Annotated in this window: 25 protein-coding genes; 3 read left to right on the top strand and 22 right to left on the bottom strand. The window is 60.1% G+C overall.

What is annotated here, in order from left to right; all coding sequences use genetic code 11:
- Nucleotides 1–146 precede the first annotated feature (146 nt).
- The 10 genes from rplO to FHU41_RS07385 all read right to left on the bottom strand — a co-directional run bounded on the left by rplO (nucleotide 147) and on the right by FHU41_RS07385 (nucleotide 5,256).
- Nucleotides 147–641: a 50S ribosomal protein L15 gene (gene rplO, locus FHU41_RS07340; RefSeq protein WP_179388912.1), complete on the bottom strand. Its 495-nt coding sequence runs from the start codon at nucleotides 639–641 to the stop codon at nucleotides 147–149.
- Nucleotides 642–643: 2 nt separating this feature from the next.
- Entirely contained in the window at nucleotides 644–856 is a 213-nt protein-coding gene (rpmD, locus tag FHU41_RS07345) for a 50S ribosomal protein L30 (RefSeq protein WP_179388913.1), read from the bottom strand.
- Nucleotides 856–1,584: a 30S ribosomal protein S5 gene (gene rpsE, locus FHU41_RS07350; protein ID WP_425503269.1), complete on the bottom strand. Its 729-nt coding sequence runs from the start codon at nucleotides 1,582–1,584 to the stop codon at nucleotides 856–858. Before rpsE ends, rpmD begins: the two co-directional genes overlap by 1 nt.
- Entirely contained in the window at nucleotides 1,581–1,964 is a 384-nt protein-coding gene (rplR, locus tag FHU41_RS07355) for a 50S ribosomal protein L18 (RefSeq protein WP_179388915.1), read from the bottom strand. The genes rpsE and rplR overlap by 4 nt, the downstream gene beginning before the upstream one ends.
- 2 nt (nucleotides 1,965–1,966) lie before the next feature.
- A complete protein-coding gene (rplF, locus tag FHU41_RS07360; protein ID WP_179388916.1) occupies nucleotides 1,967–2,503 on the bottom strand; it encodes a 50S ribosomal protein L6 in 537 nt (178 codons plus the stop codon).
- Between the two features lie 20 nt (nucleotides 2,504–2,523).
- Nucleotides 2,524–2,922, bottom strand: a complete 399-nt coding sequence (gene rpsH / locus FHU41_RS07365) for a 30S ribosomal protein S8 (RefSeq protein ID WP_179388917.1) — start codon at nucleotides 2,920–2,922, stop codon at nucleotides 2,524–2,526.
- Between the two features lie 72 nt (nucleotides 2,923–2,994).
- Nucleotides 2,995–3,582, bottom strand: coding sequence for a 50S ribosomal protein L5 (gene rplE, locus FHU41_RS07370; protein ID WP_179388918.1), 588 nt, complete (start codon nucleotides 3,580–3,582; stop codon nucleotides 2,995–2,997).
- Nucleotides 3,579–3,947 (bottom strand): 50S ribosomal protein L24, encoded by a 369-nt coding sequence (gene rplX / locus FHU41_RS07375; RefSeq protein ID WP_179388919.1) that lies wholly within the window; start codon nucleotides 3,945–3,947, stop codon nucleotides 3,579–3,581. Before rplX ends, rplE begins: the two co-directional genes overlap by 4 nt.
- A gap of 3 nt (nucleotides 3,948–3,950) precedes the next feature.
- Nucleotides 3,951–4,319: a 50S ribosomal protein L14 gene (rplN, locus tag FHU41_RS07380; protein ID WP_045075241.1), complete on the bottom strand. Its 369-nt coding sequence runs from the start codon at nucleotides 4,317–4,319 to the stop codon at nucleotides 3,951–3,953.
- Nucleotides 4,320–4,623: 304 nt separating this feature from the next.
- Nucleotides 4,624–5,256, bottom strand: a complete 633-nt coding sequence (locus FHU41_RS07385) for a TetR family transcriptional regulator (protein WP_179388920.1) — start codon at nucleotides 5,254–5,256, stop codon at nucleotides 4,624–4,626.
- Between the two features lie 242 nt (nucleotides 5,257–5,498).
- Between FHU41_RS07385 and FHU41_RS07390 the strand changes: the two genes are divergently transcribed.
- The 3 genes from FHU41_RS07390 to FHU41_RS07400 all read left to right on the top strand — a co-directional run bounded on the left by FHU41_RS07390 (nucleotide 5,499) and on the right by FHU41_RS07400 (nucleotide 9,041).
- On the top strand, nucleotides 5,499–6,302 hold the full coding sequence (locus FHU41_RS07390; protein WP_179388921.1) for an SDR family NAD(P)-dependent oxidoreductase: 804 nt from the start codon (nucleotides 5,499–5,501) through the stop codon (nucleotides 6,300–6,302).
- Between the two features lies 1 nt (nucleotide 6,303).
- Entirely contained in the window at nucleotides 6,304–7,428 is a 1,125-nt protein-coding gene (locus tag FHU41_RS07395; protein ID WP_179388922.1) for a DUF5938 domain-containing protein, read from the top strand.
- Nucleotides 7,429–7,511: 83 nt separating this feature from the next.
- Nucleotides 7,512–9,041 (top strand): acyl-CoA synthetase, encoded by a 1,530-nt coding sequence (locus tag FHU41_RS07400; protein ID WP_179388923.1) that lies wholly within the window; start codon nucleotides 7,512–7,514, stop codon nucleotides 9,039–9,041.
- A 92-nt stretch (nucleotides 9,042–9,133) separates the two neighbouring features.
- On the opposite strand, the gene FHU41_RS07405 is transcribed toward FHU41_RS07400, so the two are convergent.
- The 12 genes from FHU41_RS07405 to rpsJ form a co-directional block, all read right to left on the bottom strand.
- A complete protein-coding gene (locus tag FHU41_RS07405) occupies nucleotides 9,134–9,958 on the bottom strand; it encodes a metallophosphoesterase (RefSeq protein WP_179388924.1) in 825 nt (274 codons plus the stop codon).
- Nucleotides 9,959–10,114: 156 nt separating this feature from the next.
- Nucleotides 10,115–10,408 (bottom strand): 30S ribosomal protein S17, encoded by a 294-nt coding sequence (gene rpsQ / locus FHU41_RS14860; protein ID WP_343046271.1) that lies wholly within the window; start codon nucleotides 10,406–10,408, stop codon nucleotides 10,115–10,117.
- A gap of 23 nt (nucleotides 10,409–10,431) precedes the next feature.
- Nucleotides 10,432–10,767 (bottom strand): 50S ribosomal protein L29, encoded by a 336-nt coding sequence (gene rpmC, locus FHU41_RS15275; protein ID WP_179388926.1) that lies wholly within the window; start codon nucleotides 10,765–10,767, stop codon nucleotides 10,432–10,434.
- 2 nt (nucleotides 10,768–10,769) lie between these two features.
- Nucleotides 10,770–11,186, bottom strand: a complete 417-nt coding sequence (gene rplP, locus FHU41_RS07420; protein WP_179388927.1) for a 50S ribosomal protein L16 — start codon at nucleotides 11,184–11,186, stop codon at nucleotides 10,770–10,772.
- Nucleotides 11,187–12,023, bottom strand: coding sequence for a 30S ribosomal protein S3 (gene rpsC, locus FHU41_RS07425; protein ID WP_179388928.1), 837 nt, complete (start codon nucleotides 12,021–12,023; stop codon nucleotides 11,187–11,189). It lies immediately after the preceding gene.
- A complete protein-coding gene (rplV, locus tag FHU41_RS07430) occupies nucleotides 12,024–12,386 on the bottom strand; it encodes a 50S ribosomal protein L22 (protein WP_179388929.1) in 363 nt (120 codons plus the stop codon).
- Between the two features lie 38 nt (nucleotides 12,387–12,424).
- Nucleotides 12,425–12,706, bottom strand: a complete 282-nt coding sequence (gene rpsS, locus FHU41_RS07435; RefSeq protein ID WP_045075261.1) for a 30S ribosomal protein S19 — start codon at nucleotides 12,704–12,706, stop codon at nucleotides 12,425–12,427.
- 12 nt (nucleotides 12,707–12,718) lie between these two features.
- Nucleotides 12,719–13,558 carry a 50S ribosomal protein L2 gene (gene rplB / locus FHU41_RS07440; RefSeq protein WP_179388930.1) on the bottom strand — a complete coding sequence of 280 codons (840 nt, stop codon included), beginning with the start codon at nucleotides 13,556–13,558 and terminating at the stop codon, nucleotides 12,719–12,721.
- A 27-nt stretch (nucleotides 13,559–13,585) separates the two neighbouring features.
- Complete coding sequence (gene rplW / locus FHU41_RS07445) at nucleotides 13,586–13,882, bottom strand: 50S ribosomal protein L23 (RefSeq protein ID WP_179389180.1); 297 nt, start codon at nucleotides 13,880–13,882, stop codon at nucleotides 13,586–13,588.
- A gap of 32 nt (nucleotides 13,883–13,914) precedes the next feature.
- The gene (gene rplD / locus FHU41_RS07450; RefSeq protein WP_179388931.1) at nucleotides 13,915–14,844 is read right to left on the bottom strand and encodes a 50S ribosomal protein L4, sunset domain variant; all 930 of its coding nucleotides are present in this window, start codon (nucleotides 14,842–14,844) and stop codon (nucleotides 13,915–13,917) included.
- Nucleotides 14,845–14,848: 4 nt separating this feature from the next.
- Nucleotides 14,849–15,499, bottom strand: a complete 651-nt coding sequence (gene rplC, locus FHU41_RS07455) for a 50S ribosomal protein L3 (protein WP_179388932.1) — start codon at nucleotides 15,497–15,499, stop codon at nucleotides 14,849–14,851.
- Nucleotides 15,500–15,518: 19 nt separating this feature from the next.
- A complete protein-coding gene (gene rpsJ, locus FHU41_RS07460; RefSeq protein ID WP_003803825.1) occupies nucleotides 15,519–15,827 on the bottom strand; it encodes a 30S ribosomal protein S10 in 309 nt (102 codons plus the stop codon).
- Between the last annotated feature and the right edge of the window lie 357 nt (nucleotides 15,828–16,184).

Genomic DNA, 16,184 nt, shown 5'->3' on the forward strand with positions numbered 1-16,184 from the left:
CTCCTGAAGGTTAAGTACGGAATAAGCTGGACCTCTGTGGTCCACCAACCGAGTCTAATGGGTAGAACCTGAAGATAACGAAAAACTCTTGGTGAGCGGGCAATTCTGCCCGCTCACCAAGAGCCTAATTCACTGACAACAACGGGCTAGAGCTCCGTTGCGGTACCGCCGGCTGCCACGATCTTCTCGGCAGCACTGGCAGAGAAGGCGTTCACGGTGACGTCGACCTTGACGGTCAGTTCACCGGTACCGAGCACCTTGACGGGCTGGTTCTTGCGAACCGCGCCGTTCTCAACCAGGTTTTCAACGGTCACCTGGCCGCCGTCCGGGTACAGCTCGGAGAGCTTGTCCAGGTTAACAACCTGGAACTCAACCCGGAAGGGGTTCTTGAAGCCGCGAAGCTTCGGCAAACGCATGTGTAGCGGCAACTGGCCGCCTGCGAAGCCTGCCTTCACCTGGTAGCGAGCCTTGGTGCCCTTGGTACCACGGCCGGCGGTCTTACCCTTGGAACCTTCACCACGACCCACACGGGTCTTAGCGGTCTTGGCTCCCGGGGCGGGACGCAGGTGGTGCACCTTGAGTGCATTCTGCTTCTCCACGGTATCTGCCTTAGCAGTCTTGGACTTAGTAGCCTCAGCCATAATTATTTCGCCTCCTCTACCTTCACCAGGTGCGGAACCGTGTTGATCATGCCCACGGTCACTGCATCGGCCTTGCGCACAACGGTGTGACCGATGCGCTTGAGGCCCAGTGAACGCAGCGTGTCGCGCTGGTTCTGCTTACCGCCGATGACGGACTTAATCTGAGTGATCTCCAGGGTCTTATCCGACGCCTGAACATTCTTCGGGGTGGTCATTAGGCACCTGCCTTTTCCTGAATAGCGCGCAGCAGCGGGCCCGGAACGACCTCATCCATCGGCAAGCCACGGCGAGCGGCAACCGCAGCGGGCTCTTCGAGCTGCTGCAATGCTGCCACGGTGGCGTGCACGATGTTGATGGCGTTCGAGGAACCGAGCGACTTGGACAGGATGTCGTGGACGCCAGCGCACTCCAGTACGGCACGCACCGGACCACCGGCGATAACGCCAGTACCCGGGGTAGCCGGACGCAGCAGCACGACGCCGGCAGCGGCCTCACCCTGCACACGGTGCGGGATAGTGCCGCCGACGCGGGGAACGCGGAAGAAGGACTTCTTCGCTTCCTCGACGCCCTTGGCGATAGCTGCCGGAACTTCCTTGGCCTTGCCGTAGCCAACGCCAACCAGGCCGTTGCCATCGCCGACGACCATCAGAGCGGTGAAGCTGAAGCGACGACCACCCTTGACGACCTTGGCCACGCGGTTGATGGTGACCAAACGCTCGACGTACTGGTTCTTCTCAGCGTCACGGCCGCCGTCGCGTCCGCCACGGCCACCGTCACGACCGCCGCGGCCGCCATCACGGCCACCGCTCCGTCCGTCACGCTCGCCACGACGTCCACCGCGCCGGTCCTCGTTGGAACCTGCAGCAGTTTCAGCGGGCGCGGTGCCCGCTACGTTCTCAGTGTTCTCAGACACAGTGGTTTCCTTGTTAGTATTCTCGCTCACAGGGCCAGACCACCTTCGCGTGCACCGTCGGCCACAGCCGCAACCCGGCCGTGGTACTTATTGCCGCCGCGATCGAACACGACAGCTTCGATGCCAGCCTTTTTAGCCCGCTCAGCAACGAGCTCGCCGACGCGCTTGGCCTTGGCCGTCTTATCGCCGTCGAAGCTCCGCAGATCCGCTTCCATGGTGGAGGCGGAGGCTACGGTGATGCCCTTGGTGTCATCGACAACCTGGACGAACATGTGCCTGGACGAACGGTTCACCACCAGGCGAGGACGAGCCTCGGTACCGGTGATCCGCTTACGAACACGCAGGTGACGACGGCCGCGTGCGGCAGCCTTCGACTTCCCGGTGCGCTTCTTGTTAATGGTCAGCGCCATGATTACTTACCAGCCTTTCCGACCTTGCGGCGGATAACTTCGCCCGCGTAGCGGATGCCCTTACCCTTGTACGGGTCGGGCTTACGCAGCTTGCGAATGTTGGCAGCAACCTCGCCCACCTGCTGCTTATTGATTCCTGAAACAGAGAGCTTGGTGGGGCCCTCAACCGTCAGGGTGATGCCCTCGGGAGCCTTCACGGCAACCGGGTGGCTGTAGCCCAGAGCGAACTCGAGGTCCGAGCCCTTGGCCTGCACGCGGTAACCGGTACCGACGATTTCGAGCTTCTTCTCGTAGCCTTCGGTAACACCGGTGATCAGGTTAGAGATCAGGGTCCGGGTCAAACCGTGCAGGGCGCGGGAATCGCGCTCATCGTTCGGGCGGGACACCGTCAAGGTGCCATCCTCGAGCGAGACCGCAATCGGGTTCGCCACAGCGTGAGTCAATGCGCCCTTGGGGCCCTTGACCGAAACCAGCGAACCGTCGATTTTGACCTCGACGCCGGCAGGCACGGAGATCGGGAGACGTCCAATACGTGACATAAGTCTTTACTCCCTTCCTTCTACCAGACGTAGGCGAGGACTTCCCCACCCACGCCCTTCTTTTCAGCCTGACGGTCGGTCAGCAGACCGGATGACGTCGAGAGGATAGCAATTCCCAAGCCGCCCAAAACCTTCGGCAGGTTGGTGGACTTCGCATAAACGCGCAGACCCGGCTTGGAAATCCGGCGGATGCCGGCGATTGAACGCTGACGGTCAGTACCGAACTTGAGGTCGATGGTCAGCTTTTTGCCAACCTCTGCGTCCTCAACCTTCCAGGCCGCGATGTAACCCTCGGCCTTCAGGATGTCGGCCACGTGGCCCTTCAGCTTGCTGTACGGCATGGTCACGGAATCGTGGTAAGCCGAGTTTGCGTTGCGCAGACGCGTGAGCATATCTGCGACAGGATCTGTCATAGTCATTTGGGCTCTTGCCCTTCTCGTAACGGTTTCCTAGTAGCCTCGAAAGGACCACCAGGACCTGCTACGTAGTAATTAGTCTTCGGATTTGAACGGGAAACCCAGCGCCTTGAGCAGCGCACGGCCTTCGTCATCAGTCTTCGCAGTGGTCACCACGGTGATGTCCATGCCGCGCACCTTATCGATGGCGTCCTGGTCGATCTCGTGGAACATCACCTGTTCGGTCAGACCGAAGGTGTAGTTGCCATTGCCGTCGAACTGCTTGCCGGACAGGCCGCGGAAATCGCGGATACGGGGCAGTGCCAGGGTGACCAGACGATCCAGGAATTCCCACATCCGATCGCCACGCAGCGTGGTGTGCGCGCCAATCGGCATGCCCTCACGCAGCTTGAACTGAGCGATCGATTTGCGAGCCTTGGTGACCATCGGCTTCTGACCGGTGATCAAGGTCAAGTCACGAACGGCGCCGTCGATGACCTTGGAGTCGCGAGCAGCCTCGCCAACACCCATGTTCACTACGACCTTGACCAGGCGCGGAACCTGGTTGACGTTGCTGTACTCGAACTCTTCCTGCAATCCGCCCTTGATTTCCTCGGCGTAGCGAGTCTTCAGACGCGGAATGATCTTAACCGGGGTTTCTACGGTGCTAGCTTCAGCGCTCATGCCAGGTCCTTTCCGGAGCTCTTGGCGACACGGACACGCACAACGCGTTCGCGGCCGTCACGCTCAACGGTCTCGAGGCGATAGCCGACGCGGGTCGGCTTCTTGGTGGACGGGTCCACAATCGCCACGTTGGAAATGTGGATCGGGGCCTCAACGGTCTCAATGCCACCGGTCTTGGTGCCGCGCTGCGACTGTCCGACCTTGGTGTGCTTGGTAACCCGGTTGATGCCTTCGACCAGCACGCGGTTGTTCTCCGGGAAAACCCGCAGAACCTTACCCTGCTTGCCGCGGTCTCCGCCACGTTCCTGCTTAGCGCCAGTGATGACCTGAACCAGGTCACCCTTCTTGATCTTGAGCTTCGCCATGAATTACAACACCTCCGGTGCAAGCGAGATGATCTTCATGAACTTCTTATCGCGAAGTTCGCGGCCCACCGGGCCGAAGATACGGGTACCACGAGGGTCGCCGTCAGCCTTCAAGATGACCGCTGCGTTCTCATCGAATTTGATGTAGGAGCCGTCGGCACGACGGCGTTCCTTCTTGGTCCGGACGATAACGGCCTTGACCACATCGCCCTTCTTTACGTTACCGCCGGGAATGGCATCCTTGACGGTTGCGACGATAACGTCGCCAATACCTGCGTAGCGACGGCCAGAGCCACCGAGAACGCGAATGGTAAGGATTTCCTTAGCACCCGTGTTGTCGGCAACTTTGAGTCGCGACTCTTGCTGAATCACTATTACTCCTGTCGTCTCGCCGGTTCTCGCCTGAGATGATGCGTACAGGACGAGCCTTGCGGAACAGTTGATCGGGGGTGTCTCTGAGCTTGCCTGGATTTTGCCAGAACAGGCCTAAACTGCCGTGCCAGGAGCATTTGAACCGCTCAATTTCCCCGGAGATCCGGAGAGCCTTGAACGGCAGTATGCACTGGCACGAAAGTTTACGAGGTACGCGTGGCCCTGGATAGGGCCACACAAACTCAATATCTTAGCATGTTTCTTAGCTCAGATCAGCCTGAGCTAGCGGCATCCCGAGGGCCAGCTACTTGCAGAAACCAACCATTAGCCGGGGCAGCAGGAGCTCGACGCCGGTGCGCAGCTCCTCTGCCGCAGCCCCCGGATCGACGAGGTACTTTAGTAGCGCGTGCTGGAAGAGTCCGTCGAAAAGCGGGTAGGCGGTCACCGCAGGAAATGCGCTCTCGGTATCACTGAGTTCCGCATAACGGCTGACGATCCGCCAGATCATGCTCCGCAGGCTCTCGTCAATCTCCGCAACGTCGTCGCGGAAGGCCGATTCGAAGAGGCTCTGACCGCGCAGGTCATACCAAAGCCGGTGCATGCTGCCGTCTTCGCGAAGCGTCTGAGCCATCCCCTCGGCAAAACCGATTCGAAGCTCTTCCGCTGTTCTGGCGGTACTGACGATCTGGTCGTAGCGAGTCACGCAAGCGGCCTTGTAGCGCTTGACGCAGTAGGTGATTAGCTCGACTTTGTCTTTGAAGTAGTAATGCAGGACGCCATGAGAAAACTGGGAGTTCTGCGCGATCTCGCGAAGGCTGGTCCGGGCATAACCCAGTTCGGAGAGCGTCTGCAGCGCAGCATCGGCCAACTCGGCACGGCGATCGGCGAATTTATCGACCGGTCGGCGCTCAAGCTGATCAGCTTCCAGCAGTTTCACTGACGTTCCCTCTTTCTCTGCCGCGGAGTGTCATCTGAAACATATCAGTACTCCGAAGACGAATACCGACCCACCCATTCTACGACACCTAATCTCAAGAAGAACTATGAATTTTGGACAATTGTCCAAGAAACTCTTGACGCTCGTCCAAAGTCGATTACGCTGAGGCTTAGGCCCGCCAATCGTGAGACGCATCACAGTGCAGGCGGGTGAATAATCAACTCAAAGAGGAGTAACGACGGATGAGTGTCTTCGATCTTCAAGGGCGCAAGGTGCTGGTCACCGGCGGCGCACAGGGGCTTGGCCAGGGAATGGCCACAGCACTAGCAGCCGCAGGCGCGGCCGTGGTCATCGCCGATCTGCAAGAGGAAGCCGGCCGAGCCGCGGCCGATACGATACGCGCAACAGGGGCCACCGCCGAATTCGTCCGACTCGACGTCACAGATGACGCCAATTGGGAAACCGCGATTGCGGAGACCATCTCCAAACTCGGCGGTCTTGACGGCGTGGTGAACAACGCCGGGCTGGAGATCACCGAATTGGTCGCCGATTTGAAGCCGGAAAGCGTTCGAAAAATGCTTGAGGTCAACGTGCTTGGCACCTCGCTCGGCGTGAAGCACGCCTTCCGCGCGATGCGTCCCGGCGGTGGAGCTGGAACGGGTGGCGCGGTAGTAAATATCTCCTCGGTAGCCGCAACCATCGCCTTCCCGGGCATCTCCGGCTACTCCGCCACCAAATCAGCCGTTGACCGGCTCACCCGGGTGGCCGCCGCGGAATCCGGAGCCTTTGGCTACGGAGTTCGAGTGAACTGCATCTATCCGGGCCTGGTGCCTACCGCGATGGGCAACCAGCTCGCCGTCGAAGAAGCCGCTATTGGCGTCTTCCCCAGCCCCGAGGCGGCAGTTGAGGCCGTCGTCGCGCAAACCCCGCTTGGCAGGCTCGGCGAGGTGGCCGATATGGCCGATGCCGTGGTCTTCCTGATGTCCGACGCGGCCCGGTTCATTACCGGTGCTGGGCTGTCGGTCGACGGCGGAATGGGGATGTGAAATGACTGAAAAGAAAGTCGTCGTTTACGGCGCTACCGGATACACCGGCCGACTGGTGATCGAGTACCTGCGCGAATACAACGTGCCCTTTATTGCGGCTGGCCGCGACGAAGGCCGGGTGCAGGACGCTCTCGATCACATCCCCGGCATCGAAACAGCCGATTACGAGGTAGTTCAGGTCGAACACACCGTTGAGGCGCTAACCGAGCTGCTGCGCGGTGCCCAGGTGGTGCTGAACACGGTTGGACCGTTCAGTGAACTGGGCCCGGCCGTCGTCGAGGCTGCTCTTGCCGCTGGGGCACATTACACCGACACCACGGGTGAGCAGGATTGGCTGATCACCTGCGATGAAAAGTATGGTGCGGATTTTGCCAAGGCGGGCTTGCTGCTCTCCCCCGGTCTGGCTCAGATGTATACCACCGGTGAAATCGCTGCCCAGCTCTGCCTTGAGAAGCCCGGCCTGGACACCCTGGACATTGCGGTGTTCTGGGGCGGCAGCCCGACCGTCGCCTCGACCCGCACCATCCTGGTCAATGCCGCAACTTCGTCCGCTTACTACCTTGAGCAGAATGCCTATACGCCCTTCGATCCCGAGGCCGGTCTCACCTCGCTCGTGGTCCCTGGACAACATGAATTGGCGCTCTCCCTGCCCTGGGGCGGCACCTCACACCCGGTGTGGTTCAAGAATGATCCACGAGTGGCGAATGTCAAGGCACAAGGTGGTGTGTTCAATGCCGCGCTAATGCATGGTGTTCCGCAGATCGTGGCGGCGGCGCTTGAGGCAACTAAGGACATGAACCAGGAGGATCGCGATGCTGCACTGACCGCGACCGCCGCGCAGGTGATGAACCAGATGCCGCCCAGGGAGAACCCCCGGGTGAATAAATCCCTCGATTCGGTGCATGCCTCCGGCCCGCTCGGTCGCGCGCACTGCGTCATCCACGGCAATAGCAATTACAAGCAGACCGGCCTCTTGCAGGCATATGCCGCGTACTCGCTTTTGCAGCAAGCACCGAAACAGGTTGGCTTCGCCTCGGGCTGCCAAGCCTTTGGCCACCGCGAGTTGCTCGGCGTGCTGCGCAGCTTCGGCTTGGTGATGGAACCGGTTTTGACGGTTCAGAACTAACCTCAGTAGCAATCAATTTCAATGACCGGGTGCCTGGCTATCAGTCGATGGCCAGGCACCTCATTTCTTGGAGAGGAACCGCTATGCGGCTGACCGACTATCTCGATAAAGGTGCTTCACTAGGCCTCGATGCTCCCTGCCTACGCTTCGGCGAGCAGGTTTTGAACTATGGAGCCGTGCAGGAGCTCTCTTTCCAGGTTGCGGCCGCGCTCGGTCGCTCCGGCATTAAACCGGGCGATAAGGTTGCCATCCTCTCCTCCAACGATCCCATTGCCTTTGCCTCGGTGTTCGGAATCTCGCGAGCCGGTGCCGTTTGGTGCCCGATCAACCCACGTAATGCTGCCGCAGAGAATCGCGACCTCCTCGACCTCTTCGACTGCAAGGCACTCATCTATAAGAGCAGCTATGAACCACTCGCCGCCGAGATCCTGCCCGAGTTACCGCAGTTGACCACCCTGGTCTGCCTGGACAAGAGCACCGACTTGGCTCAGTCCTTCGAAAGTTGGCTGGCCGGGAACGGGGACTCCCCCGCCGCGCAGACCGAGCCCATTGACGACGTCGTGATGCTAGTAGGCACCGGCGGTACCACTGGGAAGCCCAAGGGTGTGATGCTGACCGGGCACAATCTGGAAGCCATGAGTGCCCTGACGCTCATGAGCTACCCCTTCGAGCCGCGCCCGGTGTACCTAGCGCTGGCCCCGCTCACACACGCTGCCGGGGTGCTATGCATGCCGGTTCTCGCGCTTGGCGGCGTGATCGACATCCTGGCCACACCGGATCTGGACGATTTCCTTAGCGTGATCGAAGCTCGGCAGGTCACCCATACCTTCTTGCCGCCAACGCTGATCTATATGCTGCTGGGACACCCCCGTTTGGAGAGCACCGACCTGAGTTCCTTGCAGTGCTTCTGGTACGGAGCCGCCCCGATGTCGGCCGCCCGCTTGGAAGAAGCCTTACAAAGGATCGGGCCAATGGCGCAGCTCTTCGGCCAAAGCGAAGCCCCGATGATGATCTCCACCATGGCACCCAAGGATCACTATCGCGCGGACGGTTCGATCGCCGTCGAACGCCTCAGCTCCGCCGGGCGCCCCTCCCCCTTAGTTACCCTGGCGATCATGGACGACGGCGGCAACTTGCTGTCCCGTGGTGAGCGCGGCGAGGTGGTGGTCAGGAGCCCGCTGGTGATGGCCGGTTACTACAAGAACCCGGAGGCCACCGCCGAGGCAAGCAGATTTGGCTGGCATCACACCGGAGACATCGGCTACCTGGACGAAGATAATTTCCTCTACATTGTGGACCGGGCGAAGGACATGATTATCAGCGGTGGTTTCAATGTCTATTCGGCCGAGGTAGAGCAAGCACTGATGCAACATCCGGGAATCCGGGACTGCGGAGTGATTGGGTTACCCGATGAGAAATGGGGCGAGCGGGTGACCGCGGTACTGGAATTGCAGCCCGATGCCACCGTGGATCCCGAGGAACTCAAAGCCTTCGTGAAAGAACGAATTGGCAGCGTCAAGACGCCCAAGGAGATCCTGGTCTGGCCGGATTTGCCGCGTTCCAAGCTTGGCAAGGTGCTCAAGAGCGAAATCAAGGCGCAGCTTCTGAGTTAGGGCGCTCAGCGAGGGCGCGAGTTCGTGTGCGCATCTCGGATTCGCCTGTTTCTAGGGGCGAATCGGTGAGTAAGAAGCGAACTCGCGCGGGCTCAGAACTCGACCAGTAGGCAGGGACCACCGGCGTGGAGGCCACCGTCAATAGCGGTCACTAGGCCGTCCGCATAGGTTTTCGGCTCGGTATTGGCTGAAGCTGGCTGTCCCTCGTCTTCTCCGATAATGCTGTGCCCATGGAAAATGTGCCGACCGCCGAAATGTCGCAACAGCCCTTGGGCTGAGGCGGGGCCGTCGGGGCCTTGGAAGTCATTCCTTTTCGTCAGAGCAGCCCACAACTGCCACAGTTCCACTGGGTCAGCGGTACGCAGGATCCGACGAACGTTTTCATTGACTTCCTCAGCGCTGGCACCCCACTGACGATAGTGAACAATATCGGAGTGCAGCAGGAGCTGATCATCGACCTGTGCCATCGCCGGACGGTCGGTGAGCCACTCCAGCTGCTGTGCGGACAGCCTCGCCTGATCTGATTCCTGTCCTTGGTTTCGTAGCCAGGAATTATCAAAGGAACGCTCGCCCAGCGAGGTGTTGATCGGCGTCGAACCAAAGCGCTTTTTCCCCAGCGTGAGCACCTCATGGTTACCCAAGAGAGCGGTAACTTCCCCACCGGCAGCTTCTGCTTCGACCGAAAGCCTGATCAGCAGATCGACGACGCCGACGCCATCGGGGCCACGGTCGAAGTAATCACCTAAGCACCACAATTGGGCATTGCCGCCGCTCCAAGCGCCCAAGCCATCGGCCAGATTCTTCTGCTGCAGTGCCGCGAGCAGCTTCTCCGGATGTCCATGAATATCGCTGACCACGAAGCGACGGCGCTGCGGAGTCACCGAGCTGGAGGCTGTGGTTGGTTGAGAGTGTGGCATCGCTTCCTCACAGAGTCATTGGTTTCCAAGGCGCGAGTTCGCGGGTAATTCGCGGATTCGCGGGCTATTAAGGGTGAACCGGCGATTAGAAAGCGAACTCGCTGGAAATGCGAGAAGGCCGGTGCCCCTAACGGGACACCGGCCTTCCGGCGTTTCTTACTTAGCCTTTTCGAGGATCTCGACCAGGCGCCAGCGCTTGGTGGCGGACAGCGGACGAGTCTCGCTGATCAGCACCAAATCGCCAATTCCGGCGGTGTTTTCCTCATCGTGCACCTTGACCTTGGAGGTCTGGCGCAGCACCTTGCCGTAGAGGGCGTGCTTTACACGATCCTCAACCTCGACAACGATGGTTTTCTGCATTTTGTCCGAAACGACGTAGCCGCGACGGGACTTGCGGTAGCCGCGAGCCGACTCTGCAGTCTCGGCGTTCCCAGCTGCTTCTTCGCTCACGCTGACTTCCTTGCTCTCTTCGCTCACTTGGCGGCCTCCTCAGTAGCCTCAGCCTCGGCCTCGGGGGCCTCCGCTTCAGCCTTCTTGGAAGGCTTCTTCTTCGCCTTCGCCTTTTCCTCCACCACTGCGGCGACGGCCTCGACACGAATGCCTAGCTCGCGCTCACGCAGAACGGTGTAGATCCGGGCGATATCGCGCTTGACGGCGCGAAGCCGACCGTGGTTCTCCAACTGGCCGGTAGCCGACTGGAAACGCAGGTTGAACAGTTCTTCCTTGGCCTTACGGAGTTCGTCGACTAGACGCTCCTTATCGAAGCCGTCCAACTTGTCAGCGGCCAGGTCCTTGGTTCCAACTGCCATTTCTATTCACCACCTTCACGACGCACAATGCGTGCCCGCAGGGGCAGCTTGTGGATTGCAAGGCGCAGAGCCTCACGAGCAACTTCTTCATTGACACCGGAGAGTTCAAACAGAACCCGGCCCGGCTTGACGTTGGCGACCCACCACTCGGGCGAACCCTTACCGGAACCCATACGGGTTTCAGCAGGCTTCTTGGTGATCGGGCGGTCCGGGTAAATGTTGATCCAGACCTTTCCACCACGCTTGATGTGACGGGTCATCGCGATACGAGCGGACTCGATCTGACGGTTCGTTACATAAGCCGGGCTGAGTGCCTGAATACCGTATTCACCAAAGTTGACCTTGGTGCCACCGGTCGCCTGGCCGGAACGGCCGGGGTGGTGCTGCTTACGGTGCTTCACACGACGTGGGATCAGCATTTAAGCCTCACTCCCCTCTGTAGCCGCGGCAGCTGCCGGAGCAGCTTCAACAGCGGCGTTCTCGTTACGGTCATTGCGCTGGTTGTCCCTGCGAGGGCCACCGCCATCACGACGGGGACCACGAGGGCCACGATCGCCATCGGGGCGCGGGCCACGGCCACGGGAAGGAGCGGTAGCAGCCTGCTGCGCCAGTTCCTTCGCGGTGACATCGCCCTTGTAGATCCAGACCTTCACGCCGATACGGCCGAAGGTGGTCTTCGCCTCGAAGAAGCCGTAGTCGATCTGCGCACGCAAGGTGTGCAGCGGTACGCGGCCTTCGCGGTAGAACTCGGAACGGCTCATTTCGGCGCCGCCCAAACGGCCCGAGCACTGCACCCGGATGCCCTTGGCACCGGCGCGCTGCGCGGACTGCATAGCCTTCTTCATAGCGCGGCGGAAAGCCACACGCGAAGAGAGCTGCTCGGCGATGCCCTGAGCAACCAGCTGAGCTTCGATCTCGGGGTTCTTCACCTCGAGGATGTTCAGCTGCACCTGCTTCCCGGTGAGCTTCTCCAGCTCGCCGCGAATACGGTCTGCTTCGGCTCCACGACGACCGATCACAATGCCCGGACGGGCGGTGTGAATGTCGACGCGGACGCGGTCACGGGTGCGCTCGATTTCAACCTTGGCGATGCCGGCGCGCTCCATGCCCGTGGACATGAGCTGGCGGATCTTAACGTCCTCACGAACGAAATCCTTGTAGCGCTGGCCGGCCTTGTTGGAGTCAGCGAACCAATGCGAGACATGGTTGGTGGTGATACCGAGGCGGAACCCGTGCGGGTTTACTTTCTGTCCCACTTAGTTCTCCTCCTCACTCGGGGTGGCAACGACCACAGTGATGTGGCTGGTGCGCTTCTTGATGCGGTAGGCGCGGCCTTGGGCACGCGGCTGGAACCGCTTCATGGTGGGACCCTCATCAACGAAAGCTTCGCTGATGTAGAGATCGCCCTCATCGAAGGCAACACTGTCCCGGTCGGCCAGCACGCGAGCGTTAGCTACTGCGGACTGGAGTACTTTGAATACCGGCTCCGAAGCTGCCTGCGGGGCAAACTTCAGAATCGCCAGGGCCTCATTCGCTTGCTTGCCACGAATCAGGTTGACGACGCGCCGGGCCTTCATAGGCGTTACGCGGATGTGCCGCGCAATGGCCTTGGCTTCCATTGCTTTCCTTCTCTCGTCTTAGCCGTAATTGCAGGCGCCTAGCGGCGCTTGCCCTTACGGTCGTCCTTCACATGGCCGCGGAAAGTCCGCGTTGGAGCGAATTCGCCCAATTTGTGCCCGACCATCGACTCGGTGACGAACACCGGGATGTGCTTGCGGCCGTCGTGCACGGCGATCGTGTGCCCGAGCATATCGGGGACGATCATGGACCGGCGGGACCAGGTCTTGATAACGTTCTTGGTGCCCTTTTCGTTTTCGTTTGCTACCTTCACAAAGAGGTGCTGGTCAACGAAAGGACCTTTTTTCAGGCTGCGTGGCATCTGTCCAGGCTCCTATCGCTTGTTCTTGCCAGTACGACGGCGACGCACAATGAGTTTGTCGCTCTCTTTATTCGGGCGGCGGGTGCGACCCTCACGTTTACCATTCGGGTTGACCGGGTGACGGCCACCAGAGGTCTTACCTTCACCACCACCGTGCGGGTGATCCACCGGGTTCATGGCAACGCCACGAACGGTCGGACGGATACCGCGCCAGCGATTACGACCGGCCTTGCCCCAGTTGATGTTCGACTGCTCGGCGTTGCCGACCTCGCCAACGGTGGCGCGGCAGCGCACATCAACGTTACGGATTTCACCGGAAGGCAAACGCAACTGCGCGAAGCGGCCTTCCTTGGCTACCAGCTGGACCGAAGCACCAGCCGAACGAGCCATCTTGGCACCGCCACCGGGACGCAACTCCACAGCGTGGATAGTCGTACCCACCGGGATGTTGCGCAGCGGCAGGTTGTTGCCGGGCTTGATATCCGCGGACGGACCAGCCTCGACGAAGTCACCCTGCTGAAGCTTATTCGGAGCAATGATGTAACGCTTAGTGCCATCAACATAGTGCAATAGCGCAATGCGAGCGGTACGGTTCGGATCGTATTCGATCTCCGCAACCTTGGCATTCACGCCGTCCTTGTCATGACGACGGAAGTCGATCAGACGGTACTGGCGCTTGTGTCCACCACCCTTGTGACGGGTAGTGATCTTACCGGTGTTGTTGCGGCCGCCCGATTTGGGCAGCGGACGGACCAGAGACTTCTCCGGCGTCGACCGCGTGATTTCTGCGAAGTCGGCAACGCTCGAGCCACGACGGCCCGGGGTTGTCGGCTTGTATTTACGGATTCCCATTATATTTCCTCGTTAAAGTGGTCTCCGCTACGCGAGCGGACCGCCGAAGATGTCAATTGTGCCTTCCTTCAGGGTGACAATTGCGCGCTTGGTATTCTTGCGCTGTCCCCATCCGAATTTGGTTCGCTTGCGCTTACCGGCACGGTTGATGGTGTTGATCGAGTCCACCTTGACGGAGAAAATTTTCTCCACGGCAAACTTGATCTCGGTCTTGTTTGAACGCGGGTCGACCAAGAAGGTGTATTTACCTTCGTCGATCAGGCCGTAGCTCTTCTCCGAAACGACCGGTGCAAGCACCACGTCGCGGGGATCTTTGGTGTGGATAGCTGAACTAACAGCCGCGCTAGTAACTGCGGTCACTTGGCGTCCTCCTCATCAGTCTCTTGGCTTGTCTCCTGAGCGGATTTGCCGCCGGCAGGAACGAAGCCAGCGGCTTCAGCATCCTCCACGGTGGCAAACCAGATCTCGGCAACGGTGTTGTCATACCACCGCGAGCCAGGAACGTGGTACTTCATGGAATCCTCGTTGCCCTTGATGTCAAAGCCCTTAGGGGCCTTCTTGGCATCGGCGAGAGGAGCACGCGAACCCGCGTACTTCGGCGCGGCCTTGGTGGATTCCTTAGCTTCAACAGCCTCGGTCTCTTCCTCAACCTCTTCCACCGGAGCGCCAGCGCCGAAAGCATCGTTCGCGGCCTTGCCGGAAACGAAAGCCTCGTAGGCAGCGTTGGTGAACACGACGTCGTCGGAAACCAAGACATCGTAGGTGTTCAGCTGATCCGCGTAAAGTACGTGGACTTCGGCCAGGTTGCGTACCGACAGAGCAGTAACGTCGTTGGCGCGTTCGATGACGACCAGCAGGTTCTTCCGCTCGCTCAGGCTACGCAGGGTAGCCAGAGCTTCCTTGGCGGACGGCTTGGTGCCGGCAACCAACTCGGAAACCACGTGGATGCGGCCGTTGCGTGCCCGGTCAGACAGAGCGCCGCGCAGAGCAGCTGCCTTCATCTTCTTGGGGGTGCGCTGGCTGTAATCGCGCGGGGTCGGGCCGTGCACGACGCCACCACCGGTCATGTGCGGGGCGCGGATGGAGCCCTGACGAGCCCGGCCGGTGCCCTTCTGCTTGAACGGCTTGCGGCCTGCACCGGAAACTTCGGCGCGGGTCTTGGTCTTGTGAGTACCCTGACGAGCCGCGGCGAGCTGCGCGACGACGACCTGGTGCAGCAAGGGCACGTTGGTCTGTACGTCGAAGATCTCAGCGGGCAGAGTAACTTTTACGGTTTTCGTAGCCATGGTCTTAGGCTCCCTTCACGGCGCTGCGCACGAGCACAACCTGGCCGCGGGCACCGGGGACGGCACCCTTGATGAGCAGCAGCGACTTCTCAGCGTCGATAGCGTGGACAGTGAGGTTCATGGTGGTGTGACGCACCGCGCCCATCCGGCCAGCCATCCGAACGCCCTTGAAAACACGGCTCGGGGTGGACGCGCCACCGATGGAGCCGGGCTTACGGTGGTTCTTGTGAGCACCGTGCGAGGCGCCAACACCATGGAAGCCGTGACGCTTCATCACACCGGCGAAGCCCTTACCCTTGGAGGTTCCAACGACGTCGACCTTCTGGCCGGCTTCGAAGATCTCCACGGAGAGCTCCTGGCCCAGGGTGTAGGACTCAGCATCAGCGGTACGTAGCTCAACGACGTGACGGCGCGGGGTGACCCCAGCCTTCTCGAAGTGGCCAGCAAGCGGCTTGGTCACCTTGCGCGGATCGATCTGGCCGTAGCCGATCTGAACGGCGGTGTAGCCATCCTTTGCGGCGTCACGCAACTGGGTGACGACGTTGGAATCGGCCTGGACGACGGTAACTGGAATGAGCTTGTTGTTCTCATCCCAGACCTGGGTCATGCCGAGCTTCGTGCCCAGGATTCCCTTTACATTACGGATCACGGTCATAGTTTTCTCAGCACCTCCCTTAAAGTTTGATTTCGATGTTCACATCGGCAGGCAGGTCGAGGCGCATAAGCGAGTCAACAGCCTTCGGTGTGGGGTCAATGATGTCAATCAGACGCTTGTGCGTGCGCATTTCAAAGTGCTCGCGGCTGTCCTTGTACTTGTGCGGCGAACGGATGACGCAATAAACGTTCTTCTCCGTCGGCAGCGGCACGGGGCCGACTACCGTTGCGCCAGCGCGTGTGACCGTCTCAACGATCTTCCGGGCTGAAACGTCAATGACCTCGTGGTCATACGACTTCAGCCGGATGCGGATTTTTTGTCCCGCCATGGCTTAGGCTCTCTTCCTGGCTTGCTCTATGCTGCTCTGTTGACTTACTTGCACTGCTTATCTGTAGTGCTATTCCGCATGTACTGAATCCGGAGCATTACCGGGTTCCTCAATACATCGGAGCACCGACCCCCGCGCTCGGGCGTGTCGCGTAATTCACGCAGACTCGACCTTGCAACAAAAGTTGGTGGGTTATGTTTGGACCTCAACCTGGACCCTCACACCCGGCATTATCCGGACGGGGACGCGAAGAAGCGCTTGAACAACTTGTCTAGTATGCCGGATTTCCCAGGAAATTGCCAACTGGGCTGCCGCCCAAGGGCCTCGCGCGACAGGAGGTCCGTTTACATTGCTCGC

This window comes from Psychromicrobium silvestre, from assembly GCF_013408295.1.
Taxonomy (GTDB): Bacteria; Actinomycetota; Actinomycetes; order Actinomycetales; family Micrococcaceae; genus Renibacterium; species Renibacterium silvestre.